The following is a 24,968-nucleotide window of genomic DNA, read 5'->3' on the forward strand; positions in this document are numbered from 1 at the left end:
ATGTTATCACCAATTTAATGGGACGGTATTTGGCAAAAATGCAGAATATGCTGTTGTTGCGGCTGGGATTCAGCTTTTTATGAATAAAAAAACGCAAAACAAGGCTCTTCATGGATGAATATGCATTTTTGTGCATTAAAGCCGTAGTTGTAACCCTTTCTCCCTATTTATTAGATTCTTGACCCTCTTCAAAAAGTGAATAAAACGCTATTCAGATGTGTTGACTTTGTTGCTTAAGAGGCGTGGGTGCGCTATTTGCGCTTTATTACCCAAAGTTCGCGCCAGCGTCTAAGATGGTGGCCGCTAATCTACGGCTGAGAGTGTTAACAGGAGAGAACATGTCAGAACATTTTCCATCGCTACCCGAGGCGGTACTGGCCGCGGCGAACCAGCTGGGCGCCTGGCTGGCGCAGGATGATTTGCCCCGTGACCCGCAAATAGAGGTGGTGGTGCTGGCTGGCAACGCGGTGATCCCGACCATCGATTTCGCCTGCCGGCTGGCGGCGCGGCACGCGGTTCCGCTGCTGATCAGCGGCGGTATCGGTCACTCCACTTCGTTTTTATACCAGTCGGTGTTGAACGACCCGCGCTACCGCGCCATTGCGGTAAGGGATCGCGCCGAAGCGCATATCCTGGCCGACATCGCCCATCAGTTCTGGGCTATTCCGCGCGAACACATCGTGGTGGAGGATCGCTCCACCAACTGCGGAGAGAACGCGCACTTTACCCGGCAAATGCTTGAGGAGAGGGGCATTGCCCATCGTACGGGCGTGGTGATTCAGGATCCGACCATGCAGCGCAGAACGATGGCGACGTTTGCCCGCGTCTGGCAAGACGCCCCGCGAGCGCCGACGTGGTACAGCACGCCGGGGTGCGCGCCAGTATTGTGCAACGGGCGTGACGGTGTCACGTTTTGCGGGGAAGATAGGGGGCTGTGGCCGGTGGGGCGCTATCTGGCGCTGATCCTCGGCGAGCCGCCGCGGCTGGCGGATAACCCGCAGGGTTACGGCCCGTTGGGCAAGGGTTTTATCGCCCATGTGGATATTCCGCCGCACATTGCTCAGGCGTGGCAGACGCTGCGCGACGACCGCCTGCTCTCCGATGCGCTAAGCGCGCGGCAGTTGGCTTAGGTAACCATAAAGCGCTTTTCATCGCTGCTGCTCCGCGTTTCTCCCTTCTCTGGACGCATGGCCTGGTCGTCGCGTCGGGAAATTTGCCCGTTTGCGTTGGCGGTATCGCAAACGGGCAGCTCGTGTTATTGAATTGTGATTGTTTGCGCGTTAGCTTCGTCTCTTTTTATGAAATATCTCACAAAAACAAGCCCTCATGCTGTCTCTTTGCCTGACGGACGATAATTTTTAACATCTAGTTCACCTGTTAAAAACAATAATCCTGAGGAGCAGACCATGACAGCACCCGTTCAACACCCTATGTATATTGACGGCCAGTTTGAACCCGGCCGCGGTGATGCGTGGATTGATGTGATCAACCCGGCAACGGAAGCGCTGCTTTCGCGGATCCCCGACGGCAGCGCGGAGGATGCGCGGCGCGCGATTCTCGCCGCCGAGCGCGCGCAGCCGGGCTGGGAGGCCCTGCCAGCGATTGAGCGCGCGGGATGGCTGCGCAAAATCGCCGCCGGTATCCGCGAACGTGCGGAAGAGATCGCCGCGCTGATCGTCGCTGAGGGCGGAAAAATCCAGCAGCTGGCGGCGGTGGAGGTCTCTTTTACCGCCGATTATCTTGATTATATGGCCGAGTGGGCGCGCCGTTATGAAGGTGAAATTGTGCAGAGCGACCGCCCGGGGGAGAACATTCTGGTATTTAAGCGCGCGCTGGGTGTGACGACCGGCATCCTGCCGTGGAATTTTCCGTTCTTCCTGATTGCCCGTAAGCTGGCGCCGGCGCTGATTACCGGCAATACCATCGTCATTAAACCGAGTGAATTTACGCCGAATAACGCCATCGCTTTTGCGCAAATCGTCCATGATATCGGTCTGCCGAAAGGGGTCTTTAACCTGGTGCTGGGCCGCGGAGAAACCGTAGGCCAGGAGCTGGCAGGCAATCCGAAAGTGGCGATGGTCAGCATGACCGGCAGCGTTGCCGCGGGCGAGAAGATTATGGCCGCGGCGGCGAAAAACATCACTAAAGTGTGTCTGGAGCTGGGCGGGAAAGCGCCCGCTATCGTGATGGACGATGCGGATCTGGAGCTGGCGGTTAAGGCGGTGGTGGATTCTCGGGTCATTAATAGCGGGCAGGTGTGCAACTGCGTCGAGCGCGTGTACGTGCAAAAGGGCATTTACGATCGCTTCGTTAATCGCCTTGGCGAAGCGCTGAAGGCGGTACAGTTTGGCGATCCGGTGGCACGGGACGATATCGCGATGGGGCCGTTGATTAACGCCGCCGCGCTGGCGCGCGTTGAGCAGAAGGTGGCAAAAGCGGTCGCCCAGGGCGCGCGCGTCGCCCTTGGCGGGAAAGCGGTGACGGGCAGGGGCTATTTTTATCCGCCGACGCTGCTGCTGGACGTGCGCCAGGAGATGGATATCGTGCATGAAGAGACATTCGGTCCGGTGCTACCGGTGGTGGCGTTTGATACCCTTGAAGAGGCGCTGGCGATGGCCAACGACAGCGATTATGGGCTGACGTCGTCAATCTATACCCGCGACCTGAACGTCGCGATGAAGGCGATTAAGGGGCTGAAGTTTGGCGAAACCTATATTAACCGCGAAAACTTCGAAGCGATGCAGGGTTTCCATGCCGGATGGCGTAAATCGGGCATCGGCGGCGCCGACGGACGTCACGGCCTGAATGAGTATCTGCAAACTCAGGTGGTCTATCTGCAGGCCTGATTTAGCAGAGGAGCGGCGCGTTTCCCGGAGGCGATGCTGCGCATCTGTCCGGGCTACCCAGCCCGCAGGCTGTCCCCCGGGTCGCGGCTGACGCCTTACCCGGGCTACCCAAACGCAGGCCGCACGTACCTGTAGCCCGGGCAAGGCGCTCTGCGCCGCCCCCGGGAGCAGAGCGCGGAGTAGCAGAATTTCCCGGAGGCGATGCTGCGCATCTGTCCGGGCTACCCAGCCCGCCGACTGCCCCCCGGGGCGTGGCTGACGCCTTACCCGGGCTATGCGTGCCGAGTAGTCTGCGCCTTACTTCGCGAATTTATCCAGCACCCGGATAAGCTGGGTAACGAAGCCATACTCGTTATCGTACCAGGCCACGGTTTTCACCAGCTGCAGATCGCCAACCTCAGCAATCTCCAGCTGCGTGGCATCATAAATGGAACCGAAATGGCTGCCGATAACGTCCGACGAAACGATCTCCTCTTCGGTATAACCGAATGATTCGTTGTTCGCCGCCGCGCTTTTCATCGCCTGATTGACTTCTTCGGCGGAGACCTTTTTCTCCAGCACTGACACCAGCTCAGTCACCGACCCGGTTTTGGTCGGTACGCGCTGGGCGTGACCCTTCAGCTTGCCGCTAAGCTCGGGAATAACCAGCCCAATGGCTTTCGCCGCCCCGGTAGTATGCGGAATGATATTTTCCGCAGCGGCGCGGGAAGCGCGCAAATCCTTGCCGCGCGGGCCGTCAACCAGCGATTGCGTACCGGTATAGGCGTGAATAGTGGTCATGGTCCCCACCTTTATACCAAAGGCGTCATGGAGCACTTTCGCCATCGGCGCCAGGCAGTTGGTGGTGCAGGAGGCCACGGAAATAATCGTATCGTTGGCGTCCAGCGTGTCGTCGTTAACGTTATAGACAATGGTTTTCATGTCGCCAGCGGGCGCGGAGATCAGCACTTTTTTAGCCCCGGCGGTCAGATGCGCTTGCGCTTTGTCCGCGGAGGTATAAAAACCCGTACACTCGACAATCAGCTCGGCGCCTACCGCTTTCCACGGAATATGCTGAGCCTCTTTTTCCGCATAAACGGTAATTTTTTTGCCATCAACGATCAGCGCATCTTCCGTAAAATCCACGCTCCATGGGAAAGGACCGTAGTTTGAATCATGCTTTAACAGGTAGGCCAGCACTTTAGGTGATGTCAGGTCGTTAATCGCCACGACCTCTAAAGGGCTGTCGACCTCCAGTAACCGGCGCAGTACTAAACGTCCAATACGCCCAAATCCATTAATCCCAAGTTTGCTCATGAAGAATCTCCAGGTCAGGTGAAAACTTCTCCAGGCTTAGTCCAGCCGTCGGGATAGGGCAACCAGCGATTTATTTGGCGCCGTTAAATGCTGATAAAAACGCGAACGGAAAAGTGAATAAATTCGGCGGGTTGCGGGCGGGGCGTTAAGGGGTAATAATTTTTTGTTTCAGCTTTATACGCCAGGGGCATATTGGCAACGGAGTGAAAAGGCGGGCCAGAGAAGGACCCGCCTGATGGCGGACTAGTCGGCGGCCCTGCCCAGTTCAGCAAAAGCGGTAAGCGCAGCGCCGTCAAGGCGATAGCGAACCCACTCACTTTGCGCAACGGCGCCAATGCTCAGATAAAAATCAATGGCCGGCTGGTTCCAGTCGAGCACGCTCCACTCCAGGCGACCGCACTCTCTTTTTACCGCCAGCTGAGCGATGGTTTTCAGGAGCGCTTTTCCTGCGCCGCGGCCGCGAAACTCGGGGGTGATGTAGAGATCTTCCATATAGATGCCGTTGCGGCCGAGCCAGGTGGAATAGCTGGTAAAGAACACCGCGTAGCCGGCGGTCTTATTGTCAATCTCGCAGATTAACGCTTCCGTTTTGCTGTCGCTGGCGAAAAGCGATGCCTGGATTTCCTCAACCGTGGTGACCACCTGTTCCGGCGCCTTTTCATACACCGCCAGCTCGTAAATCATGTCATAAATTGCTTTTGCGTCCGCCGGGCTGGCCTGACGAATGGTCATATTCATTGGATTACCTGTTGTGCCATCGTAAGTTTGATACCGCAAAGCATAAACGTTAAGGTTAGAAGAATTAAGTGCAATGAAATCACGTAATGATGAATATTATGCATCCAGCCCTTCGCCGTCTTGATTTGAACCTGCTGCCGGTATTCGAGGCGGTCTACCGCTATCGTTCGGTGCGCCTGGCGGCGGAAGAGCTGGCGATGAGCACCTCGGCGTTAAGCCACGCGCTGTCCAGGCTGCGCGCCGCGCTCAATGACCCGCTTTTCTATCGCGAAGGGCATCGTATGTGCCCCAGCGTGTTCGCCACCCAGCTCGCGCCTTCTATTGCCTCGGCGTTAACGTTTTTAGATCAGGAGCTGACCCCGCAGCCGAAGTTTGTCGCCTCAGCCAGTACCGACTGCTTACAGATAGCGATCACGGATTTCACCGCGCAGTGCGTTTTCCCTACGCTGATGCCCAGGCTACAGCAACAGGCGCCCGGCCTGCGTTTCGAGCTGCGCTATCTGCCGCACAGCCCGGCGCTGACGGAACTGCTGGCCGGCGAGGTGGATTTAGCGCTGGGGTTTAGCGCCCTGAATGAAGCAGAGCATCCGGAGCTGGATGAGATCTGCTGGCTGAAAGATGATTATGTTGCGATAAGCCACGCCGGCCGGTCCCGGCTAACGCTGGCGGATTACCTGGCAGCCCAGCATCTGGTGGTTACCCCGTGGAATGAAAGCCAGGGGGTTCTCGACGTACAGCTCGCGAAAATGGGGTTTGCGCGGCATATCACCATCAAAACGCCCTCTATGCTGAGCGCGCCCTTCATTATTGCGCAAAGTGAACTGCTTATGGCGATACCGCGCTCGGCAGCGGAAAAAATGCTCGGCGCGGCGAAGTTGAAGGTTTTTGAACTACCGTTTGAGGTTCCGCCATTCGAGGTGAAAATCTATTCACATAAGCGGAGCGGGCAGCGCGGCGCGAGCCAGTGGCTGAAAGCGAAGCTGAGGGAGTGGGCCGCGGCGGAGCGCGCCTGAAGTCTCGTTTGACGAGCCAGCGATATATGCTTAACTCATCAGATAACACATGTGAATCGTCTGTTAACAGCCTGATGCGCGTTTCATTGGTAAGCGCTGCGTCATCTATCCTGATAACGTAAGAGAGAAAAATTGAAATTAGCCGGACTTCATCCAGATGAACTGCGCCGTCTGCAATCGCTGCGGACATCCGGATTATTAAACAGCGGAAAAGAAGAGCGTTTCGATCGCCTGACCAGGCTTGCGCGTACGCTCTACGATCTACCGGTGGCTTCGATTAGCCTCGTGGGGGAAAATACCCTGCACGTAAAATCCTGCGCCGGACTGGAAGTGGATACCCTGCCGAGGGATATCACATTCTGCGCGCATACTATCCTGCAGACCGACCCTTTAATCGTCAACGACCTGCAGCAGGACCTGCGCTTTCACGATAACCCGCTGGTCACCGAAGCGCCTTTTATCCGCTTTTATGCCGGCTACCCGGTGCAACTGCCTGACGGCGCGACGGTAGGCGCGTTCTGTCTGATGGATCACAAGCCGCGCGCTTTCTCCGTTCATGAAATACAAATCTTAAGCGACCTGGCCGCCATCGTTGAAGATGAATTCAAGGTGCTGGACGCGGCGACCGCCGACGAGCTGACGGGGCTGTTCAACCGCCGGGGCTTTATGTCGTTAGCGGAGTACGCGCTGCTGACCGCCAGACGGCGGAATGAACCAGCGAGCCTCATCTTTATCGATCTCGATCGCTTTAAGCTGATTAACGATACCTGGGGTCATGAACAGGGAGATAAAGCCCTGAGGGCGATTGCCGATTTGATGAAGGCCACCTTCAGAGAGTCGGATTTAATTGCCAGGCAGGGCGGCGACGAATTTATCATCCTGCTTGCCAATACCTCGCAGCAGACCGCGGGCCTGGCGATGGAGCAGCTTAGCAAGAACGTCGCGGAGTACAATCAGCAGGCGGGCAATCCGTGGCAGCTGGCGTTCTCATGGGGCTGCGTTGAATACGATCCCGCTGCGCATCATAGCCTCAATGAGATCGTCGCGGTGGCGGACCGGCGCATGTATCAGGCGAAGAGCAGCCATGGCGCGGAACGTCGGTAGTAGAACCGCCGGGCGTCGCCAGCCGATAGTCGGCGTTTGGGCGATGCCGCAGCGGCTGTCGCCTCCTTAGTGGAGGCCAAGGCGGATCAGTTCAACCGGTTCGAACTTCCCTTCAGCCCCTTCAACTTCAACAGTCTTATTACGACGCAGCTGGGCTGGGGTCAAACCCGTAGAATGGATAGCGATAATTTTACCGGTTTTGCCCGTCCCATTAATCATCACCTGGCTGCCGTTGGTAATAGGATTGCGGTTACGATCGTATGTGATCATGGTTTTTTCTCCTTTTCATCATCGTGTCGTCACGCTCCGGGCTGTCCCGGCGCGGCGGTAATACAAATACGCCTCTCAGAGCGTCATTTTGTTGTTTTTGATCAACTTCACACTTTTTAGCGTCCCGCAACAGGCTAACGAGCCGGAGGCTGGCTTTGTCTGACCCGGCATCCGCATGTCCTCTGAAGCCGTTTTCGCTGGCGCCAAAGCCTGCGGATGCTCGGGTTGCAGTCGCGGATGCGGCTGCTAAACTTTTTTCGGGCATAACGGAGCGGAACGATGAAGAACAAAGACGAACAAACGGGGCTGATTGGTCTTGCCATCGGCGCGGCGGTCATTGGTCTGGTTTCTGAGCAGAAGCCTATTAACCGGGAAAGTATTGTCGAAGAACTGGTGAGGTTGGGAAGACAGAAAGGGGACGGCGTCGAGGATGAGATTTTTAAACAGGCGGCGACGCTGGTGCGTAAGGGGTTATGATCCCGCCGGTAAAAAGAACGCTATTTGAAGCCCGGGTATGCGCAAACCCGGGGTTAAACAGGAAGGAAGCGCATCATGAGATACGCGATCGCAACGCATATCAGCGACATGTACCAAACAAAACTCATTCTGTTACCCGCCCTGTAGCGCCATGCCCGTCACCGCGTTTACCACGGTCGCGGCCAGCAAAACGCCGCCCACGATAGCGCAGGCACGACTTTTCCTGGTTGCCCCCAGCGTCAGCATAACGATCGCTGCGGCGAAGAAGGGGATAGCCATGATGGTGAAGGTATTCATTATTTCCTCGAATGTCGCCCGTTAATCTTCCTGCATCCACATGTCAGCTTCTTCGAACATTTCCTGCACGGCGCGGCTGATCTGCTCTTTCTCGTGCTTGCTGGCGTCGGTATTGATGGAGGCCAGCGTCATCATCGGTTTAACGCGAACGTCGGCATCGGGAAAAATGCGATGCACTCGCTTCGTCAATTCCGTCAGAATGATCTCTTTAGCGCCAGCTAATCCTTCGAAATTTCTCTTGTCATAAATCAGCTCTACGAACATTTTTTATCCCATTAATGGTAATAGCAGACCGTATTGTACTGTGATTATATACAGCGTCAAGGTTGAGGTATAGGTTCCTCGTATTGCCGCGCCGCAGGTAACCCGCTGCTTTTGCTTTATCTGCGCGAAACCGACAATTGTTTTTTTATAAGTACGTAAAAGTTAATGAATTTTTAATAAAAGGTGTTTATGTTGGCGATATCACCGTTTTATTAAGGGTTTCTCATGCGCGATAAATACTCTGGTCTGCAAATAGGCATCCACTGGCTGGTCTTTTTTTTAGTGATTGGCGCTTACGCGGCGATGGAGCTGCGGGGCTTTTTCCCCCGCAGCGCGCGGCCCATGATTAATATGATCCACGTCTCCTGCGGGATTTCAATTTTTGTTCTGATGGCGGTGCGTCTGTTGGTGCGCCTCAAATCCCCGACGCCGCCGATTGTGCCTAAACCGTCGCCGATGATGACCGGCTTCGCGCATCTTGGGCATCTGGTTATCTATCTGCTGTTTATCGCGCTGCCGGCCATCGGCATGGTCATGATGTACTACCGCGGCAACCCCTGGTTCGCTTTTGGCCTGACCATGCCGCACGCGGCGGAAAGCGACTTTGAGCTGGTGGATACCCTGAAAGCGTGGCATGAGCTGCTGGCCAATACCGGCTACTTTATTATCGGCCTGCACGCGCTGGCGGCGCTGATGCACCACTATTTGTGGAAAGATAACACGCTGCTGCGGATGATGCCGCGCAGGCGTTAAACCTCGATAAACCCGCTTCGGCGGGTTTTTTTGTCTCTTTCTTCGGGAGCCTCAACTTCAGCTAAGCGCAAATTCTCGCCGCTATGCTACGGTTAAAGCGGCGAACGCATTTGCCTCACGGCAATAATAAATATAGTATACCCCCCTATATGATATGGAGGGCGTCACCATGCCACATTCACCTGAAGATAAAAAGCGTGCCCTCAGCCGGGTAAGGCGCATTCGTGGCCAGGTTGAAGCGCTCGAGCGGGCGCTGGAATCCGGCGAACCCTGTATGACCATTCTGCAGCAAATCGCCTCAATACGCGGCGCCGCTAACGGCCTGATGGGGGAGATGGTGGAAATTCACCTGCAGGATGAACTGGTTAGCGGCGAAACGACGCCCGATCAGCGCGCCGCCAGAATGGCGGAAGTCGGGCATCTGCTACGATCCTATTTAAAATAAAATCACCACGAGGAAGAGAGATATGAAATCACGTGCAGCCGTCGCGTTTGGCCCGGGCCAGCCGCTTTCAATCGTTGAGATTGACGTCGCGCCGCCGAAAAAAGGCGAAGTACTGGTCAAGATAACCCATACCGGCGTATGCCACACCGATGCCTTTACCCTCTCAGGCGACGATCCGGAAGGCGTTTTCCCGGCGGTGCTGGGCCATGAAGGCGGCGGGATTGTCGTCGAAGTCGGGGAAGGCGTGACCAGCCTGCAGCCGGGCGACCACGTTATTCCTTTGTATACCGCTGAATGCCGCGAATGTAAGTTCTGTAAATCAGGCAAAACCAACCTCTGCCAGGCGGTCCGCGCCACCCAGGGTAAGGGCCTGATGCCGGACGGCACCACGCGTTTCTCCTACAACGGCGAACCGATTTATCACTATATGGGCACCAGCACCTTCAGCGAATACACCGTGGTGGCTGAAATTTCGCTGGCGAAAGTGAACCCGCAGGCGCCGCTGGACAAAGTTTGCCTGCTGGGCTGCGGCGTCACGACCGGCATCGGCGCGGTGCACAATACGGCGAAAGTAAAAGAGGGCGATACCGTCGCCGTCTTCGGCCTCGGCGGGATCGGTCTGGCGGTGATCCAGGGGGCGGTACAGGCGAAAGCCGGGCGCATTCTGGCGGTGGATACCAACCCGGAAAAATTCACCCTCGCGAGAGAGATGGGTGCCACCGACTTTATCAACCCGAATGATTACGATAAGCCGGTTCAGGATGTGATTGTTGAACTCACCGACGGCGGCGTCGACTTCAGCTTCGAGTGTATCGGTAACGTCAACGTGATGCGCGCCGCGCTGGAATGCTGCCACAAAGGCTGGGGCGAAAGCGTGATTATCGGCGTCGCTGGCGCGGGTCAGGAGATTAAAACCCGTCCATTCCAACTGGTGACCGGGCGCGTCTGGCGCGGCTCCGCGTTCGGCGGCGTGAAAGGGCGCACGCAGCTGCCGGGAATGGTAGAAGAGGCGATGGCGGGCAAAATCCGCCTCGACCCGTTTATTACCCACCGCATGCCGCTGGACCGCATCAACGAAGCCTTTGACCTGATGCACGAAGGTAAATCCATTCGTACCGTTATTCATTTCGGCGAGAATTGATTTTCAGGTAATAAATAACCCGGGCGTGCCCGGGTTATCGTTTAAGCGGGATTATTCCCGCCGCAGGTTTTCATAACCATTCTGCCAGCGCCGCTGTTCCCGCCGCTCTCGTTCGCGCTGAATATCCGACTTCTCATCATCCCAGACCGCGCAGTGCGGGCCGCTGAACACCTCGCAGGGCTGCGGGTGAGCGGTGAGCGGAGACGCCGCTTTCTCCTCCCAAATCGCCGGATCGCGCAGGTCCACTTCCGGGGCTTGTAAAGCCTGAGCTGAGGCGGCCGCTATCGACATGATGGCGCCTGCGAGCAGGCGGCAGGTTGAACGCTTCATCCATTATCCTTGTTCAGTATTTATTATTGATAACCATTCGCAATAATAACATGACGGAATAAGAATGGCTTGCTGGGGGGAGATGCGAAGACGATTTTTATATCGCGCTATCGGGCAATGCCCTGGCTACGTACTTTGCCAGCAAAAAAGGGCCCCGATTGGGGCCCTGAGGGTTACTTCTGCTCCGGGAGCGCGTAGGCGATGATGTAATCGCCGCGATCCGGCGACTGGCGAGCGCCGCCCGCGTTGATGATGATGTACTGTTTACCGGTTTTCGGCGATACGTAGGTCATCGGCCCGGACTGGCTGCCGACCGGCAGACGCGATTTCCAGATCTCTTTCCCGTTGGCGGTATCAAACGCGCGCAGGTAGAAGTCCTGGGTGCCCGCAAAGAACAGCAGACCGGACTGGGTTGATAACGACGCGCCCAGCGTCGGCATGCCGATAGGGATTGGCATATGCATGCGGATCCCCAGCGGGCCGGTGTCCTCAACGGTGCCTACCGGAACCTGCCACACCAGTTTGCCGGTTTTCAAATCAACCGCTGACAGAGTGCCGAACGGTGGTTTCTGGCATGGAATGCCCAGCGGCGACAGGAAACGCTCGCGCATGGCGCCGAACGGCGTGCCTTCCATCGGCACGATCCCCATTTCGATACCGCTGGCGTCCTTCGCCACTTTGGCGCGCGGCACCATATAGTTGGCGAGGCCAAGGCGCATATCGTTGACGAATATCAGGCTGTTATTCGGGTCAACCGACACGCTGCCCCAGTTCATCCCGCCCAGCGAGCCGGGATACTGCAGCGAACGATCCTCGCCCGGCGGGGTGAAGACGCCCTGGTGGCGCATCTCTTTAAACTGGATGCGGCACAGCAGCAGGTCGACAGGCGTCGCGCCCCACATATCCGACTCGGTCAGCGTCTCGTTGCCAATCATCGGCATACCGACGGAGTAAGGCTGGGTAGGCGAGTAACGCTCGCCTTTAACGTTGCCGGCCGGTACCGGACGTTCTTCGACTTTAGCGACCGGTTCACCGGTGGCGCGGTTAAGCATAAAGATCATGCCCTGCTTACTGGTTTGCACCAGCACCGGCGTGGTGCCGCCTTTACCGTCAGGCAGATCGTACAGCAGCGGCTGGGAAGGCAGGTCGAAGTCCCACAGATCGTGATGGGTGGTCTGATAATGCCAGCGGACCTGGCCGGTCGTGGCGTCAACGGCCACGATGGATGAACTGTATTTATCGTCAAGCGCGGTACGTTCGCCGCCAAAGAAGTCCGGCGTCGCGTTACCGGTCGGCAGATAAATCAGATTCAGCTTCGCGTCGTAGGACATGGCCGACCAGACGTTCGGCGTGCCGCGCGTATAGGTCTGGCCTGCCGGCGGTTCGCCGGTCAGCGCCGGGTTGCCCGGATCCCATGCCCACGCCAGTTTCCCGGTGTGGACGTCATAGGCGCGAACAACGCCCGGAGGCTCGCCGGTGGAGAAGTTATCCGCCACGCGACCGCCAACGACCACGACATTACCCGCCACCAGCGGCGTGGAGGTTTGCTGGTAGTAACCCGCTTTGATCTCGCCCATGCCAATGCTCAGATCAACGATACCGTGGTCGCCAAAGGCGTCGCACAGTTTGCCGTTGTCGGCATCAATAGCGATCAGACGGGCGTCGGTGGTAGGCAGGAACAGGCGACGGGAGCAGGCGGCCGGCTGCGCGTCGGCGGCCGGGGAAACCTGAGCCTGGCTATCTTCGTAATAGCCTAAACCACGGCAGCGCTGCCAGTTGGGGGCGGTGGCTTTTGAATCGTAGCGCCACTTCTCTTTGCCGCTATCGACATCCAGCGCCAGCACTTTGCTGTAGGGCGTACAGACGTAAAGCGTATCGCCAATCTGCAGCGGGGTGTTCTGATCTTCCGCGCCGGAGCCATTGCTCTGCGGAATATCGCCGGTATGGGCGATCCAGGCGACCTGCAGCTGGTCGACGTTCTGTTTGTTAATCTGGTCGAGGGCGGCGAAACGGTCGCCGTGGGTGGTGTTGCCCCAGTGCGCCCAGTTTTTCTGCTGCTCGTCCGCAGCGACCGGTTTGACCGGCACCGCTTCGCTGGCGCTGACCAGCGGCTGGGATTTGAACATCCAGGCGAAACTGACCAGCAGCGCCACGGCGATCACCGCAGCCAGGCCAAACGCCGGCCCTTTTTTCGCCGGCTGGCGGGAAAGGAACGGCCAGACCAGCGCGCAAAGGAAGGCCAGGACCCCGAGCGCGAACAGGCGGGAGAATAGCGGCCAGTAGGTCCAGCCCGCGTCGCTAATCGCCCAGACGATCGATGCGACAAACGCAACGGCGTACAGCATGATGCCGCCGCGGCGGCTGCGGAAGATGAGCACCGCGGCGATAACCATCACCAGGCCCATCAGCGCAAAATAGAACGTCCCGCCGACGGAGGCGAGCTTCGCACCAAGAATACCGATAGCCAGACCGATGATCAGCATCAGCCCGGCGAGAAGCCACTGCAGGATCCGGGGGAACCCTCGCGGCGCGTTGTCAGTTGCCATTTTTTCTCCTTAACCACCCCTGAACAGGCGTGAACCAGATGAATCAATTTTTCAAGTGAACTCTTTTGAATGAAGTGATAGTGGCCTTCATAAAAGCGGTATTTTTACTATTATTGATTTCATGTGAACCATTTGGTGAAATCGCGGATATGATAGATCTGTTAAAGAAATTTACGCAATTGTTAATGAATGATTTCGCACTAATTGATTATTGTGATGAATAATACCGGGCAGCAGCAGGGAAAACGGGCGGATTATCTCTCCCCGACGGGCGAAGCCGGGGAGATCGTGTTCAGACGGGCATGGATTTACGAATGGCGCTGAGCAGGGTTTGCGTACCCGCAGTGAGCGTGGCGTCCACCCGCGTGAGGATCCCTATTGGTTCACCCGCGCCCTGGGTGGGCACCGGTAGCGCGGCCAGCATCCCACGACGCAGGTCGTCTTTAACCGCGCCGGAGGGGACAAACCATACGTAGTCATAGTCGACGGTGAGCTGGCGCGACAGGGAAGCCGACAGCGTCTCGATGCAGCCAGTGGGAATTTTGCAGCCCTGGCTTTGCAGCAGGGTTTCGGCGTTCTGTCGCGGCAGCGTGCCTTTAGGCGAAACCACTACCGGCCACTCCATGACCCGACTCAGCGTGACGGTTTCCTGCAGCAGCGGGTGACCCGGACGAACCACCAGCTTCAGGGATTCGAGAAACAGCAGTTCATAGTTCAACCCGCTCATCAACTCCGGATCGGACATCCGCCCGATGCCGATATCGATTTCTCCCGATTTTAGCCCCGCCAGCAGCATGGTGTTATTCATGGTGGCGACCTGAAGGGTGATATCTTTTTGCTGCTGATGGAATTGGCCGATCACCGAGGGCAGGATCCCCAGCGCGGCGGTGGGGAGCGCTCCGATGCGTACGATATCGCTGTTGAGGCCTTCTTTACGATTGAGCGCCTGACCCGCGGTATTGAGCGCGTCGAGCACTTTAACCGCATGGGTGAGAAACTGTTCGCCGACCAGCGTCAGCTGCGCGCCCAGCCGCCCACGCTCAAACAGCCGCGTGCCGGTGAGCTGCTCCAGTTCGTTCAGCGTTTTGGATAAGGCCGGTTGGCTCAGATTGAGGGTTTCAGCCGCGCGCCCAAGAGTTCCCTGTTGAGCGACGGCCACGAAGGTATGTAGATGGCGCAAGCGAATGCGCTGACTGAAAAGACCATTTTTTTGCATAATCAATGTTAAAAACAGAGGTGTACCGGTGACAAGTAAGGGTGTTTAAAATTGTTAACTTCATAGCAAAATATTATTAACATTTTATATTATTATTTTACAAGTTGATTTTATTGGCATTGCCGTAAAGTACCGCCCCCGGCCAACAGGGGCGGAAAAAGGAAGTGAAAACTCAGATATCGAAGAAGACGGTTTCGTTTTCGCCCTGCAGATGAATATCGAAGCGATACACGATCTCCGTCCCGCGCACCTCGCGCTGGGCGATGAGGGTCTGGCGGCGCACTTCCCACTCAATCAGATTCAGCACCGGGTCGGCCTGGTTGGCATCCTGTTCGTCGGAGAAGTACATCCGCGTGTTGAGGCCAATATTAATCCCGCGGGCGACCACCCATAAATTGACGTGCGGCGCCATGGTGCGACCATCGCGGCCCACAACGGCCCCGGGTTTAATGGTTTCGAAGCGCCAGACGCCGCTGGTGAAGTCCGAGCAGCTGCGTCCCCAGCCGCGAAACGCCGTATCCAGCTTCTTACCCTGCTGTCGGTCGTCGGGATGGTTATAGCGCCCGGCGGCGTTGGCCTGCCAGATTTCCAGCAGCACATCGCGCACCGGGGTGCCGGAGCCGTCGATGACTCTGCCTTCAATAGTAATGCGTTCGCCCTCGGTGTTGGCCGTCGTCAGCGTCGGGCCAAAGTTTCTCTCAAAGATATGAAAGCCCGCGGCGTCCGGCGCCAGGCCGATATGCACATAAGGACCGGCGGTTTGCGAAGCGGTTTCAGGTAAAAAATCTCTCATCGGGCGGCCCCCTGCGTGCGGTTTTCAAACAGCGTTGCGCGATGACCGCGCAGCACGAGATCAAAACGGTAGGCCAGAGAGTCCAGCGGGACGGCGGCATGGGTATCCAGCTCGGCGATCAGCGTTCTGATGGCATCATCGTTATTGATGGTTTTGACAATAGGGCACTGTTTAATCAGCGGATCGCCCTCGAAATACATCTGGGTGATCAGACGCTGCGCCCAGGCGTCGCCGGAAAGCGAAAAGTGAATATGCGCCGGACGCCAGTCGCTGACCTGGTTGCGCCACGGGTAGGGGCCGGGCTTGATGGTACGGAAACAATAGTAGCCGTTCTCGTCGGTCAGCACGCGTCCGCAGCCGCCAAAGTTCGGGTCGATAGGCGCCAGATATTGATCTTTCTTATGCCGGTAGCGGCCGCCCGCGTTAGCCTGCCAGACTTCGACCAGCGTATTTTTCATCGGCCGGCCAAACCCATCGCGAACGTAGCCGTGCACGATAATCCGCTCGCCAATCGGCAGGCCGTCTTTGGCGTAGTTGAGGATCAGGTCGTTATCCAGCGCGCCGAGATCGTCGCTGCTGAACACCGGGCCGGTGATCTCCGAAAGTGAATTCTGCAGGGAAATGAGCGCATTGCGCGGCGAGCGCAGTACGCTGGTTTTATAGCCCGGCGCGTAGGCGGGTGGATGGCTACTGTAGTCGCGATGCAGGACCTCGCGCGGTGACCATTTATCATTCATGAGGGGACTCCGTGTTATCGGTAGAGAGGCATGTTGTTGTAATGTCGCCACTTGCAGTGTGTGTAAATGCTTTGTTAATTTAAAGTGAAATTAAAGGGTGTTTAACATAACCGGTGGTTATGAAGTGAGCGGATGAAAAGAAACCGGCCAGCTACCGGCATCACAGTTTGTAAATTCTTCCCGCCGTCTTCAGAGAGCTTTCCTACACTCCAGGGAGAATTCACTGGAGGTAAGACATCATGGCGAACACCATCACGGCTGATGAGATTCGGGAAAGCTTTTCGCAGGCGATGTCGGCGATGTACCAGCAGGAAGTTCCGCAGTACGGGACGCTACTGGAGCTGGTGGCCGACGTTAACCTGGCCATACTGGAGAATAACCCGACGCTGCACGAACAACTGGCCAACGCCGATGAGCTGGCGCGGCTAAACGTTGAACGCCACGGCGCGATCCGCGTCGGTACGGCGGAGGAACTGGCGACCCTGCGTCGCATGTTTGCCATTATGGGCATGTATCCCGTTAGCTATTACGATCTGTCGCAGGCTGGCGTGCCGGTTCACTCCACCGCGTTTCGCCCCATCGATGACGCGGCGCTGGCGCGCAATCCGTTTCGCGTTTTTACCTCGCTCCTGCGCCTTGAGCTGATCGCCAATGAGGCGTTGCGCAAGCGGGCGGCGGAAATTCTTGCCCGGCGCGATATCTTCACGTCGCGCTGTCGCGAACTGATCGCGCTTCATGAACAGAAGGGGGAGTTCACCGCCGCGGAGGCGCGTGAATTTGTGCAGCAGGCGCTGGAAACCTTTCGCTGGCATCGACATGCCACCGTCGATGAGGAAACCTACCACGCGCTGCATGAAGAGCACCGGCTGATTGCCGATGTGGTTTGTTTCCCCGGTTGCCACATTAATCATCTGACGCCGCGCACGCTGGATATCGACCGGGTTCAGGCGCTGATGCCCGAATGCGGTATCGCGCCGAAAGCGTTAATAGAAGGCCCGCCGCGCCGCGATGTGCCGATTTTGCTGCGCCAGACCAGCTTTAAGGCCCTTGAAGAGCCGGTGATGTTTGCCGGGGAGCATCGAGGCACCCATACGGCGCGCTTTGGCGAAATAGAGCAGCGCGGCATCGCCTTGACGCCCAAAGGCCGCGCTCTGTACGACCGACTGCTTAGCGAGGCGGGGGTGGGCAAAGATAATCTTAACCATCAGCGTCATTTGCAGGAGGTGTTTAGCCCGTTCCCGGACAGCGAATTCCTGCTGCGTCAGCAGGGGCTGGCGTACTTTCGCTACCGCCTGACGCCCGCCGGCGAGGCGCACCGCCAGGCCTTTCGTCCGGGCGACGATCCGCAGCCGTTGATTGAGCGCGGCTGGGTTATCGCACAACCGATTATTTATGAAGACTTTTTACCGGTCAGCGCCGCCGGGATTTTTCAGTCTAACCTGGGTAACGAGATACAGGCCCGCAGCCACGGCAACGCCAGCCGCGAGGCCTTTGAGGAGGCGCTGGGCTGTGCGGTTTACGATGAGTTTGCCCTTTATCAGCAGGCGGAAGAGCGCAGTAAACGACGTTGCGGTCTGCTGTAAAATCAGTACTCTGCTGGCATGAGTCGTTAAAGGAAGCAGGCCATGCAGAATCCGTCTACCCCGCTGGTGAAAACCCGGCAGGGCACTCTATCCGGCACCTCGGAAGAGAACATTCATATCTGGCGCGGTATTCCCTATGCCGCGCCGCCCGTCGGCGATCTCCGCTGGCGCACACCGCAGCCTGCCGCCCGCTGGCAGGGCGTACGCCGGGCGGAGACTTTCTCGGCCTCCAGCTGGCAGGATATTGAATACTGTCGTGAGCTCGGCGGCGGCGATCCTGGCAGCTTCTCCGAGGATTGCCTTTACCTTAACGTCTGGTCGCCCGCTTCGCGCGCGCAGCCGCTGCCGGTGATGGTCTGGCTGCACGGCGGCGGCTATACCATCGGCGCGGGAAGTTTACCGCCCTATGACGGCAAAGCCTTAGCCTCCCGTGACGTCGTCGTGGTGACCGTCAACTACCGGCTGGGGCACCTGGGCTTTTTTGCCCATCCGGCGCTGGAGGAAGAGGAGGGCGAGCGCATCTATAATTTCGCGCTGCTTGACCAAATTGCCGCCCTGCAATGGGTTCAGGAGAACATTCACGCTTTCGGCGGCGATGCGGCCAACGTCACCCTGTTCGGCGAGTCCGCCGGGGCGCGTAGCGTGCTGTCGCTCATGGTTTCGCCGAAATCCCGGGGACTGTTCCATAAAGCGATTATCCAGAGCGGCTATACCTTGCCGGATCTGCCGCGGGAAAAGGCGCTGGCCAAAGGGCAGCTTATCGCTGAGCACTTCGCTTTACCGCAGGCCAGCGCCGAACAGCTGCGGGCGATTCCGGCAGAGGCGTTCTGGTCGCTAACCGCGCCGCTGACCATCGGCCCGGCGCCGATTGTTGGCGATACCGTGCTGCCCCAGCCGATGCTGGAAACTTTTTTTAGCGGGCGTCAGCATCCGCTGCCGGTGATGATAGGTTCAAACAGCGATGAGGCCAGCGTTATGGCGGTGTTTGGCGTCGATATCGCCGGACAGATCCAGAAGCTTCGCCGCGAACGCCGCTTGGGTCTCGGACTGATTAAACTGCTGTATCCCGGCGTCAAAGGCGATGAAGCGCTGGGGCGCGAAGTCTGCCGCGATATGGCGTTCACCACTCTGGGCTACGTGGTGATGCAGGCGCAGCAGCGGGTAGGACAACCGTGCTGGCGCTACTGGTTTGACTACGTTGCCGAGGCGGAACATCAGACCTATCCGCACGGCGCATGGCACGGGAATGAAGTGGCATACGTTTTTGACAACCTCGATCTTGCCGAGCCGGTACGCCAGTATGCTAACGATCGCGACCGGACCTTTGCCGGCCAGGTCGCCGACTATTGGGCTAACTTCGCCCGCATGGCCGGTAACGGCTGCCACGATCTCCAGGGGCCGGTGCGCTGGCCCGCCAGCGTGCGCGGTCGGGATCGTTTGTTGCGTATTGGCCTGCATAAACGCGCTGGTTTTAAGGTGGAAAACCGCTTTATGCGCGCGCGGCTGGCGCTGTTTCGTCGGGTGATGAAGCATCATGTGACCCTGGATTAACGTTGCCTGGAAGATGCCCTGAGCCGCTGCGCGTTCTGTCAGTGGGACGATGCGTCCCACTTTCGGCGGCTAATCCTCAGCCAGTGGTTACACTATGATCGGTGCTGTTAACCCTACATCCGCGGAACCGGGGTTCTGACGGAAAATGTGCTGCTGAAATGAGGATGAAATCATGGCCAAACCGTATGTTCGTCTGGATAAAAATGATGCCGCCGTGCTGCTGGTCGATCACCAGACCGGATTGCTCTCTCTCGTGCGCGATATAGATCCCGATAAATTCAAGAACAACGTCCTTGCCCTTGGCGACCTGGCGAAGTACTTCGCTCTGCCGACCATCTTAACCACCAGCTTCGAGAACGGTCCGAACGGTCCGCTGGTGCCGGAGTTAAAAGCGCAGTTTCCGGATGCGCCCTATATCGCGCGGCCGGGCAATATTAACGCCTGGGATAACGACGATTTTGTGAAGGCGGTGAAAGCGACGGGCAAGAAGCAGCTGATCATCGCCGGGGTGGTGACGGAAGTCTGCGTGGCATTTCCGGCGCTGTCGGCCATCGAAGAGGGCTTTGATGTCTTTGTCGTGACCGACGCTTCCGGTACCTTCAACCCCATTACCCGCGATGCCGCCTGGGATCGTATGTCGCAGGCTGGGGTGCAGCTGATGTCGTGGTTTGGCGTTGCCTGCGAACTACACCGCGACTGGCGGAATGATGTTGAAGGGCTAGGGACGCTGTTCTCTAACCATATCCCGGACTATCGCAACCTGATGACCAGTTTTAACCTTCTGCAGCAAAAATAGTCGCTCTCGCGGTCAGCGTTCGTCTGGCCGCTTCCCTTCAGGTTTCGCTGGCGCTGTATTTCGTATGAAGCGTCGCCGCCTGGCGGAATCATCGCCGCCCTGTGGATATCGGCAATTCGGTCTGGTCCGGTGGACATATTTTTTTCACGCATTTCTGCCGTCAACAATTGGATTATCAATCGTTTTTGTCTAGAGTGAGCGACATTCACGACGCATGGGTTTGTTACGTCGCGTCTCAATTCACATATGAAGAAGGATGCTCTCTCAGGCATGAACCGCAGACGTTTTCTCAAATCCTCCATGGCTGTTGCCGCCGTATGCGGAACGTCAGGAGTCGCCTCTCTATTCTCGAAAGCCGCATTCGCCGAGGACTCAGGAATTGCCGACGGTCAGACCCGTCGCTTTGACTACTCCGTACTCCAGTCGATGGCCCACGATCTTGCGCGTCAGCCCTGGGGCGGCGCGCCGCGCGATCTGCCGCCAACCCTGGCAAACCTGACCCCCCAGGCCTACAACAGCATTCAGTACGACGCTGCGCATTCGCTGTGGAATAATATTGAAGAGCGCAAGCTGGACATTCAGTTCTTCCACGTGGGGATGGGGTTCCGCCGCCGCGTGCGGATGTTCTCCCTGGATTCACAAACCCAGCAGGCGCGGGAAATTCACTTCCGCCCTGAGCTGTTTAAATATAATGACGCCGGCGTCGACACCAAACAGCTGGAAGGCCAGAGCGATCTCGGCTTTGCCGGATTCCGCGTATTTAAAGCGCCGGAGCTGGCGCGTCGCGATATCGTCGCCTTCCTCGGCGCGAGCTATTTCCGTGCGGTGGACAGCACGTATCAATATGGACTGTCAGCCCGCGGCCTGGCGATCGATACCTTTACCGATACGCCGGAAGAGTTCCCTGACTTCACCTCTTTCTGGTTTGAGACCGTTAAACCGGGGGCGACGGTATTTACCGTCTATGCGCTGCTCGACAGCCCAAGCGTCACCGGCGCCTATAAGTTCGTCGTGAACTGTCAGGAGACGCAGGTGATTATGGATGTGGAAAACCACATCTACGCGCGTAAAGACATCAAACAGCTGGGCATCGCGCCGATGACCAGTATGTTCAGCTGCGGCAATAACGAACGGCGGATGTGCGACACTATCCATCCGCAGATCCACGACTCCGACCGCCTGTCGATGTGGCTGGGCAACGGCGAATGGGTGTGCCGTCCGCTGAACAACCCGCAGAAGCTGCAGTTCAACGCTTTCCAGGATAAAAATCCGCGCGGTTTTGGCCTGCTGCAGCTGGACCGCGACTTCTCCCACTATCAGGACATTATGGGCTGGTATAACAAACGCCCAAGCCTGTGGGTGGAGCCGCGCAACCAGTGGGGCAAAGGGGCCGTCAACCTGATGGAGATCCCGACGACCGGCGAAACGCTGGACAATATCGTGTGCTTCTGGCAGCCGGAGAAACCGGTGAAGGCCGGGGATGAACTGGACTTCCGCTATCGTCTCTACTGGAGCGCGCAGCCGCCGGTCCGTTCGCCGCTGGCGCGGGTGCTGGCGACGCGTACCGGCATGGGCGGTTTCCCTGAAGGCTGGGCGCCGGGTGAGCATTACCCGGATAAATGGACCCGTCGTTTTGCCATTGATTTTGTCGGCGGAGACCTGAAGGCCGCTGCGCCAAGAGGCATCGAGCCGGTGATTACCCTGTCGAGCGGCGAAGCTAAGCAGATAGAGATTCTCTACGTGGAACCGTTTGATGGCTATCGTATCCAGTTTGACTGGTACCCGACCTCTGATTCGACCGATCCCGTCGAGATGCGCATGTTCCTGCGCTGTCAGGGGGAGGCGATCAGCGAAACCTGGCTGTATCAGTACTTCCCGCCAGCGCCGGATAAACGCAACTATGTCGATGACCGGGTCATGAAGTAATAGCCCGTCACTCCGCCCGCCGAGGTGACTCTGCGGGCGTTTCTCTTTTTATCAGACGATTAATCAGAGTGCGCCATGTCTGCCGAAAATACCGCTTCGATCGAACGCATTCCCGTCACCGCATCGCTCTCTCTGCGCGCGGTGGATGAGCGCTACGTGACGGAACTGCACCAATTGGTGATGAAAAACCAGCGCTGGCTCCAGCAATCGCTGAGCTGGCCCGCTGACGTGAGTCACGAAGACGAAACCCGCCGCCACGTGCAGGGCAACGTGATGCTGCACCAGCGCGGCTACGCCAAAATGTTTTTGCTCTTTCTGCAGGAAGAGATCGTCGGCGTGCTGTCGTTTAACCAGATTGAGCCGATCAATAAGACCGCCTACATCGGCTACTGGATTGATGAGAGCCATCAGGGGCAGGGGCTGCTCTCTCAGGCGCTACAGGCGCTGATGGACTCTTTTGCCCGCAGCGGGACGGTCCGACGCTTCGTCATTAAATGTCGGGTAGCAAACCAGAGAAGCAATCAGGTCGCCCTGCGTAACGGTTTCACCCTCGAAGGGTGTCTGAAGCAGGCCGAGTATCTGAACGGTTCGTATGATGACCAGAATATCTACGGGCGCATTATTGATTGTCGCTCTGAGCAGTTCCCGGGTCGCGGCTGACGCCTTACCCGGGCTACAGGCCGTCCGGACATGCAGCCCGGGCAAGGCGCGTTGAGCGCCGCCCCCGGGAACCAGAGCGCATAATAAACCACGCGTTAAAGAAAGCCGACGATGGGCGTGCGGGTAAAATGCTCGTCGCCGTTTATCACTTTCTCCCCGCGGATATAAATGGCGTCGCCCGCGCTGGCCTCAATTCGCGCCCGATCGCCGATCGTCACCTGATGTTCAATCACCACATCGCCGCAAATGACCGCATGGCCTTCAATTAACACGCTATCGTCAAGCAGGATCGGCCCGCCGCGCAGGTGCGCATGCCCGCCGACCATCACCCAATGCTTCAGCAGGCAATTTCCTTCGACCACCGCGTGCTCAGCCACCTGTGAACTGTAGCGCAGGGTGGGGATGGCGTCCTCTTCACGACCGGCGATAATCTTCGCGTTCCCGTATACCCTGGCGTTATCGCAGACCCAGACGTCGTTCTCATCGTTGCCTTCCAGCCGCGCCTGGTCGAAGATTTCCGCCCGATGCTCAACAAACGCGTGTTCGACAAAGGCGTCGCCGTAAATTTGCGCCTGGTGAACGATTCGCGATGCGCTGACCGTCGCCCGCTGATAAATGCGCAGGATTTTATCATTGTCGGCGGTCAGGCCTCGGGCGGCGATAATATGACAATGGGGGAGGATGCGCGCATTGTCGGCCAGGTGACAATAACCGCGAATCTGCGAATGCGAAGCGGTGACGTTGTCACTTAATCGCGCACAGTGGCTAACGTGTACGCTATCCAGTCGGGCATTATCGCTAACGATCGCCCCCATGCTGATAATGCACTCGCCGGTTAAGCGCGCGTTGCCCTCGATTTTCGCACCGGCAAAAACGGCGCTATTGGCGTCATAAATCCAGCACTCGCCGTCGTGGCTCAGGGCGGCCTCATCATCGATCCAGCCGCCTTCGTCGCCGGTTTTCACATCGGCGAAATCTCGCAAGGCGACAATTTGCCGCAGATTTACGCTATGTTTAATGCCGTCTGTCTGGTAGTGAAACGGGCGAACCTGTTCGCTGAGGGAATATTTGCGCATCGGTCTTACTCATTACATATGGTTAACATAAACATAGCAAAAAACGCCGTAGCGCGTTTTTGAAGGTTCTTTTAGAATGCAACTTAAGATAAATTGAAAGTTTAAACAAAATGAATAAAAAGCAGGGCGCGAGCCGGGTGCTGAATCTTCCGGCGGGCTATTTTGGTATGGTTCTGGGTCTTATCGGCATGGGCTTCGCCTGGCGCTACGCCAGCACGATCTGGCCGGTGAGCCGGATCGTCGGCGACGGTCTGGTGGTCGCGGCGACGGTTGTCTGGGTGCTGCTGGCGCTGGCGTTTATCGGCCGGGCAGTCCGTTTCCCGCACAGCGTACTACAGGAGATGCGCCATCCGGTCGCCAGCAGTTTTGTCAGCCTGTTTCCGGCCACCACGATGCTGGTCGCTATCGGTTTCGTACCCTGGCTGCGTCCGCTGTCTCTGGTGTTATTCAGCATTGGCGTAGTATTGCAACTGAGCTACGCGGCCTGGCAGAGCGCCGGGCTATGGCGGGGGAGCCATCCCAGCGAGGCGACCACCCCGGGCCTCTATCTGCCGACGGTGGCAAACAACTTTATCAGCGCTATGGCCTGCGGCGCGCTGGGCTTTACCGACGCCGGGCTGGTGTTTCTCGGCGCCGGCTTATTCTCCTGGCTTAGCCTTGAACCGGTGATTCTGCAACGCCTGCGCAGCGACGGCGAACTGCCGATGGCCATGCGCACCTCGCTCGGCATTCAGCTGGCTCCGGCGCTGGTGGCGTGCAGCGCCTGGCTGAGCGTGAACGGCGGCGAGGCGGATACCTTTGCTAAGCTGCTGTTCGGCTATGGTCTGCTCCAGCTGCTGTTTATGCTGCGTCTGATGCCGTGGTACCTGCGCCAGCCGTTTAACGCCTCGTTCTGGAGCTTCTCGTTCGGCGTTTCCGCGCTGGCGACCACCGGCCTGCATCTCGGTCATCAGCATCCGGACGGCTTTTTCCACACTCTCGCGCTCCCGCTGTTTCTCTTTACCAATCTGATCGTTGGGCTGCTGCTGATTCGTACCTTCCTGCTGCTGATGCGCGGTAAACTGCTGATTCGCGTCGAACGCGACACGTTATTAAAAAACAAGGATTAAC

At 57.6% G+C, this 24,968-nt stretch carries 25 protein-coding genes; 14 read left to right on the forward strand and 11 right to left on the reverse strand.

The window, feature by feature from the left end; all coding sequences use genetic code 11:
- Window positions 1–338: 338 nt before the first annotated feature.
- The gene (locus KOSB73_RS15350; protein ID WP_098140650.1) at window positions 339–1,130 is read left to right on the forward strand and encodes a YdcF family protein; all 792 of its coding nucleotides are present in this window, start codon (window positions 339–341) and stop codon (window positions 1,128–1,130) included.
- A gap of 276 nt (window positions 1,131–1,406) precedes the next feature.
- The gene (aldA, locus tag KOSB73_RS15355; RefSeq protein ID WP_064342600.1) at window positions 1,407–2,846 is read left to right on the forward strand and encodes an aldehyde dehydrogenase; all 1,440 of its coding nucleotides are present in this window, start codon (window positions 1,407–1,409) and stop codon (window positions 2,844–2,846) included.
- A 297-nt stretch (window positions 2,847–3,143) separates the two neighbouring features.
- Here aldA and gap read toward each other — a convergent pair whose 3' ends face one another.
- Together gap and KOSB73_RS15365 are read right to left on the reverse strand one after the other, a co-directional pair.
- Window positions 3,144–4,142 (reverse strand): type I glyceraldehyde-3-phosphate dehydrogenase, encoded by a 999-nt coding sequence (gap, locus tag KOSB73_RS15360; RefSeq protein ID WP_049131768.1) that lies wholly within the window; start codon window positions 4,140–4,142, stop codon window positions 3,144–3,146.
- Window positions 4,143–4,385: 243 nt separating this feature from the next.
- Entirely contained in the window at window positions 4,386–4,880 is a 495-nt protein-coding gene (locus KOSB73_RS15365; protein ID WP_098140651.1) for a GNAT family N-acetyltransferase, read from the reverse strand.
- An 89-nt stretch (window positions 4,881–4,969) separates the two neighbouring features.
- Here KOSB73_RS15365 and KOSB73_RS15370 point away from each other — a divergent pair, with 89 nt between their 5' ends.
- Entirely contained in the window at window positions 4,970–5,893 is a 924-nt protein-coding gene (locus KOSB73_RS15370; RefSeq protein WP_165775020.1) for a LysR family transcriptional regulator, read from the forward strand.
- Window positions 5,894–6,025: 132 nt separating this feature from the next.
- Complete coding sequence (locus KOSB73_RS15375) at window positions 6,026–6,997, forward strand: GGDEF domain-containing protein (RefSeq protein ID WP_024358288.1); 972 nt, start codon at window positions 6,026–6,028, stop codon at window positions 6,995–6,997.
- Between the two features lie 66 nt (window positions 6,998–7,063).
- Here the strand turns inward: KOSB73_RS15375 and ydfZ are convergent, their stop codons facing one another.
- On the reverse strand, window positions 7,064–7,267 hold the full coding sequence (gene ydfZ, locus KOSB73_RS15380; protein ID WP_004138983.1) for a putative selenium delivery protein YdfZ: 204 nt from the start codon (window positions 7,265–7,267) through the stop codon (window positions 7,064–7,066).
- Window positions 7,268–7,546: 279 nt separating this feature from the next.
- Between ydfZ and KOSB73_RS15385 the strand changes: the two genes are divergently transcribed.
- A complete protein-coding gene (locus KOSB73_RS15385) occupies window positions 7,547–7,744 on the forward strand; it encodes a hypothetical protein (protein WP_004138981.1) in 198 nt (65 codons plus the stop codon).
- Window positions 7,745–7,876: 132 nt separating this feature from the next.
- Here KOSB73_RS15385 and KOSB73_RS30860 read toward each other — a convergent pair whose 3' ends face one another.
- Both KOSB73_RS30860 and KOSB73_RS15390 read right to left on the reverse strand, forming a co-directional pair.
- On the reverse strand, window positions 7,877–8,041 hold the full coding sequence (locus tag KOSB73_RS30860) for a hypothetical protein (protein ID WP_004138979.1): 165 nt from the start codon (window positions 8,039–8,041) through the stop codon (window positions 7,877–7,879).
- 21 nt (window positions 8,042–8,062) lie between these two features.
- A complete protein-coding gene (locus KOSB73_RS15390) occupies window positions 8,063–8,305 on the reverse strand; it encodes a DinI-like family protein (protein ID WP_004120890.1) in 243 nt (80 codons plus the stop codon).
- 225 nt (window positions 8,306–8,530) lie between these two features.
- Here KOSB73_RS15390 and cybB point away from each other — a divergent pair, with 225 nt between their 5' ends.
- From cybB to KOSB73_RS15405, 3 genes are all read left to right on the forward strand, one after another.
- The gene (gene cybB / locus KOSB73_RS15395) at window positions 8,531–9,058 is read left to right on the forward strand and encodes a cytochrome b561 (protein ID WP_024358287.1); all 528 of its coding nucleotides are present in this window, start codon (window positions 8,531–8,533) and stop codon (window positions 9,056–9,058) included.
- Between the two features lie 169 nt (window positions 9,059–9,227).
- Window positions 9,228–9,503, forward strand: a complete 276-nt coding sequence (locus KOSB73_RS15400; protein WP_004101746.1) for a metal/formaldehyde-sensitive transcriptional repressor — start codon at window positions 9,228–9,230, stop codon at window positions 9,501–9,503.
- A 22-nt stretch (window positions 9,504–9,525) separates the two neighbouring features.
- Window positions 9,526–10,644 carry an S-(hydroxymethyl)glutathione dehydrogenase/class III alcohol dehydrogenase gene (locus tag KOSB73_RS15405; protein WP_024358286.1) on the forward strand — a complete coding sequence of 373 codons (1,119 nt, stop codon included), beginning with the start codon at window positions 9,526–9,528 and terminating at the stop codon, window positions 10,642–10,644.
- A gap of 51 nt (window positions 10,645–10,695) precedes the next feature.
- On the opposite strand, the gene KOSB73_RS15410 is transcribed toward KOSB73_RS15405, so the two are convergent.
- The 5 genes from KOSB73_RS15410 to pcaH all read right to left on the reverse strand — a co-directional run bounded on the left by KOSB73_RS15410 (window position 10,696) and on the right by pcaH (window position 16,266).
- Window positions 10,696–10,974, reverse strand: coding sequence for a hypothetical protein (locus KOSB73_RS15410; protein ID WP_004138973.1), 279 nt, complete (start codon window positions 10,972–10,974; stop codon window positions 10,696–10,698).
- A gap of 173 nt (window positions 10,975–11,147) precedes the next feature.
- On the reverse strand, window positions 11,148–13,520 hold the full coding sequence (locus KOSB73_RS15415) for a glucose/quinate/shikimate family membrane-bound PQQ-dependent dehydrogenase (RefSeq protein WP_024358285.1): 2,373 nt from the start codon (window positions 13,518–13,520) through the stop codon (window positions 11,148–11,150).
- Between the two features lie 292 nt (window positions 13,521–13,812).
- Window positions 13,813–14,736: a LysR substrate-binding domain-containing protein gene (locus KOSB73_RS15425; RefSeq protein WP_004138972.1), complete on the reverse strand. Its 924-nt coding sequence runs from the start codon at window positions 14,734–14,736 to the stop codon at window positions 13,813–13,815.
- Between the two features lie 172 nt (window positions 14,737–14,908).
- Window positions 14,909–15,529 (reverse strand): protocatechuate 3,4-dioxygenase subunit alpha, encoded by a 621-nt coding sequence (gene pcaG, locus KOSB73_RS15430; RefSeq protein WP_098140652.1) that lies wholly within the window; start codon window positions 15,527–15,529, stop codon window positions 14,909–14,911.
- Window positions 15,526–16,266, reverse strand: coding sequence for a protocatechuate 3,4-dioxygenase subunit beta (gene pcaH / locus KOSB73_RS15435; RefSeq protein ID WP_004850552.1), 741 nt, complete (start codon window positions 16,264–16,266; stop codon window positions 15,526–15,528). Before pcaH ends, pcaG begins: the two co-directional genes overlap by 4 nt.
- A gap of 239 nt (window positions 16,267–16,505) precedes the next feature.
- Between pcaH and hglS the strand changes: the two genes are divergently transcribed.
- The 5 genes from hglS to rimL all read left to right on the forward strand — a co-directional run bounded on the left by hglS (window position 16,506) and on the right by rimL (window position 22,782).
- Window positions 16,506–17,849, forward strand: a complete 1,344-nt coding sequence (hglS, locus tag KOSB73_RS15440; protein WP_024358283.1) for a 2-oxoadipate dioxygenase/decarboxylase HglS — start codon at window positions 16,506–16,508, stop codon at window positions 17,847–17,849.
- Window positions 17,850–17,891: 42 nt separating this feature from the next.
- Window positions 17,892–19,400, forward strand: a complete 1,509-nt coding sequence (locus KOSB73_RS15445; RefSeq protein ID WP_098140653.1) for a carboxylesterase/lipase family protein — start codon at window positions 17,892–17,894, stop codon at window positions 19,398–19,400.
- A 172-nt stretch (window positions 19,401–19,572) separates the two neighbouring features.
- The gene (gene ycaC, locus KOSB73_RS15450; RefSeq protein WP_004138968.1) at window positions 19,573–20,196 is read left to right on the forward strand and encodes an isochorismate family cysteine hydrolase YcaC; all 624 of its coding nucleotides are present in this window, start codon (window positions 19,573–19,575) and stop codon (window positions 20,194–20,196) included.
- A 270-nt stretch (window positions 20,197–20,466) separates the two neighbouring features.
- Window positions 20,467–22,122: a glucan biosynthesis protein D gene (locus tag KOSB73_RS15455; RefSeq protein WP_049086041.1), complete on the forward strand. Its 1,656-nt coding sequence runs from the start codon at window positions 20,467–20,469 to the stop codon at window positions 22,120–22,122.
- A 75-nt stretch (window positions 22,123–22,197) separates the two neighbouring features.
- Complete coding sequence (rimL, locus tag KOSB73_RS15460; RefSeq protein ID WP_004138964.1) at window positions 22,198–22,782, forward strand: 50S ribosomal protein L7/L12-serine acetyltransferase; 585 nt, start codon at window positions 22,198–22,200, stop codon at window positions 22,780–22,782.
- 95 nt (window positions 22,783–22,877) lie between these two features.
- Here rimL and ydcK read toward each other — a convergent pair whose 3' ends face one another.
- The gene (gene ydcK, locus KOSB73_RS15465; RefSeq protein ID WP_098140654.1) at window positions 22,878–23,858 is read right to left on the reverse strand and encodes a YdcK family protein; all 981 of its coding nucleotides are present in this window, start codon (window positions 23,856–23,858) and stop codon (window positions 22,878–22,880) included.
- Between the two features lie 110 nt (window positions 23,859–23,968).
- Here ydcK and tehA point away from each other — a divergent pair, with 110 nt between their 5' ends.
- Window positions 23,969–24,967 carry a dicarboxylate transporter/tellurite-resistance protein TehA gene (tehA, locus tag KOSB73_RS15470; RefSeq protein ID WP_098140655.1) on the forward strand — a complete coding sequence of 333 codons (999 nt, stop codon included), beginning with the start codon at window positions 23,969–23,971 and terminating at the stop codon, window positions 24,965–24,967.
- Window position 24,968: the final 1 nt, after the last annotated feature.

This window comes from Klebsiella grimontii (assembly GCF_900200035.1).
In the GTDB taxonomy this organism is placed as follows: Bacteria; Pseudomonadota; Gammaproteobacteria; order Enterobacterales; family Enterobacteriaceae; genus Klebsiella; species Klebsiella grimontii.

What these genes read in the sequence shown, in the direction of transcription:
- KOSB73_RS15350 (WP_098140650.1), top strand. Translation starts at nt 339, where the DNA reads ATGTCAGAACATTTTCCATCGCTACCCGAGGCGGTACTGGCCGCGGCG.
- aldA (WP_064342600.1), top strand. Translation starts at nt 1,407, where the DNA reads ATGACAGCACCCGTTCAACACCCTATGTATATTGACGGCCAGTTTGAA.
- gap (WP_049131768.1), bottom strand. Translation starts at nt 4,142, where the DNA reads ATGAGCAAACTTGGGATTAATGGATTTGGGCGTATTGGACGTTTAGTA.
- KOSB73_RS15365 (WP_098140651.1), bottom strand. Translation starts at nt 4,880, where the DNA reads ATGAATATGACCATTCGTCAGGCCAGCCCGGCGGACGCAAAAGCAATT.
- KOSB73_RS15370 (WP_165775020.1), top strand. Translation starts at nt 4,970, where the DNA reads ATGAATATTATGCATCCAGCCCTTCGCCGTCTTGATTTGAACCTGCTG.
- ydfZ (WP_004138983.1), bottom strand. Translation starts at nt 7,267, where the DNA reads ATGATCACATACGATCGTAACCGCAATCCTATTACCAACGGCAGCCAG.
- KOSB73_RS15385 (WP_004138981.1), top strand. Translation starts at nt 7,547, where the DNA reads ATGAAGAACAAAGACGAACAAACGGGGCTGATTGGTCTTGCCATCGGC.
- KOSB73_RS30860 (WP_004138979.1), bottom strand. Translation starts at nt 8,041, where the DNA reads ATGAATACCTTCACCATCATGGCTATCCCCTTCTTCGCCGCAGCGATC.
- KOSB73_RS15390 (WP_004120890.1), bottom strand. Translation starts at nt 8,305, where the DNA reads ATGTTCGTAGAGCTGATTTATGACAAGAGAAATTTCGAAGGATTAGCT.
- cybB (WP_024358287.1), top strand. Translation starts at nt 8,531, where the DNA reads ATGCGCGATAAATACTCTGGTCTGCAAATAGGCATCCACTGGCTGGTC.
- KOSB73_RS15400 (WP_004101746.1), top strand. Translation starts at nt 9,228, where the DNA reads ATGCCACATTCACCTGAAGATAAAAAGCGTGCCCTCAGCCGGGTAAGG.
- KOSB73_RS15405 (WP_024358286.1), top strand. Translation starts at nt 9,526, where the DNA reads ATGAAATCACGTGCAGCCGTCGCGTTTGGCCCGGGCCAGCCGCTTTCA.
- KOSB73_RS15410 (WP_004138973.1), bottom strand. Translation starts at nt 10,974, where the DNA reads ATGAAGCGTTCAACCTGCCGCCTGCTCGCAGGCGCCATCATGTCGATA.
- KOSB73_RS15415 (WP_024358285.1), bottom strand. Translation starts at nt 13,520, where the DNA reads ATGGCAACTGACAACGCGCCGCGAGGGTTCCCCCGGATCCTGCAGTGG.
- KOSB73_RS15425 (WP_004138972.1), bottom strand. Translation starts at nt 14,736, where the DNA reads ATGCAAAAAAATGGTCTTTTCAGTCAGCGCATTCGCTTGCGCCATCTA.
- pcaG (WP_098140652.1), bottom strand. Translation starts at nt 15,529, where the DNA reads ATGAGAGATTTTTTACCTGAAACCGCTTCGCAAACCGCCGGTCCTTAT.
- pcaH (WP_004850552.1), bottom strand. Translation starts at nt 16,266, where the DNA reads ATGAATGATAAATGGTCACCGCGCGAGGTCCTGCATCGCGACTACAGT.
- hglS (WP_024358283.1), top strand. Translation starts at nt 16,506, where the DNA reads ATGGCGAACACCATCACGGCTGATGAGATTCGGGAAAGCTTTTCGCAG.
- KOSB73_RS15445 (WP_098140653.1), top strand. Translation starts at nt 17,892, where the DNA reads ATGCAGAATCCGTCTACCCCGCTGGTGAAAACCCGGCAGGGCACTCTA.
- ycaC (WP_004138968.1), top strand. Translation starts at nt 19,573, where the DNA reads ATGGCCAAACCGTATGTTCGTCTGGATAAAAATGATGCCGCCGTGCTG.
- KOSB73_RS15455 (WP_049086041.1), top strand. Translation starts at nt 20,467, where the DNA reads ATGAACCGCAGACGTTTTCTCAAATCCTCCATGGCTGTTGCCGCCGTA.
- rimL (WP_004138964.1), top strand. Translation starts at nt 22,198, where the DNA reads ATGTCTGCCGAAAATACCGCTTCGATCGAACGCATTCCCGTCACCGCA.
- ydcK (WP_098140654.1), bottom strand. Translation starts at nt 23,858, where the DNA reads ATGCGCAAATATTCCCTCAGCGAACAGGTTCGCCCGTTTCACTACCAG.
- tehA (WP_098140655.1), top strand. Translation starts at nt 23,969, where the DNA reads ATGAATAAAAAGCAGGGCGCGAGCCGGGTGCTGAATCTTCCGGCGGGC.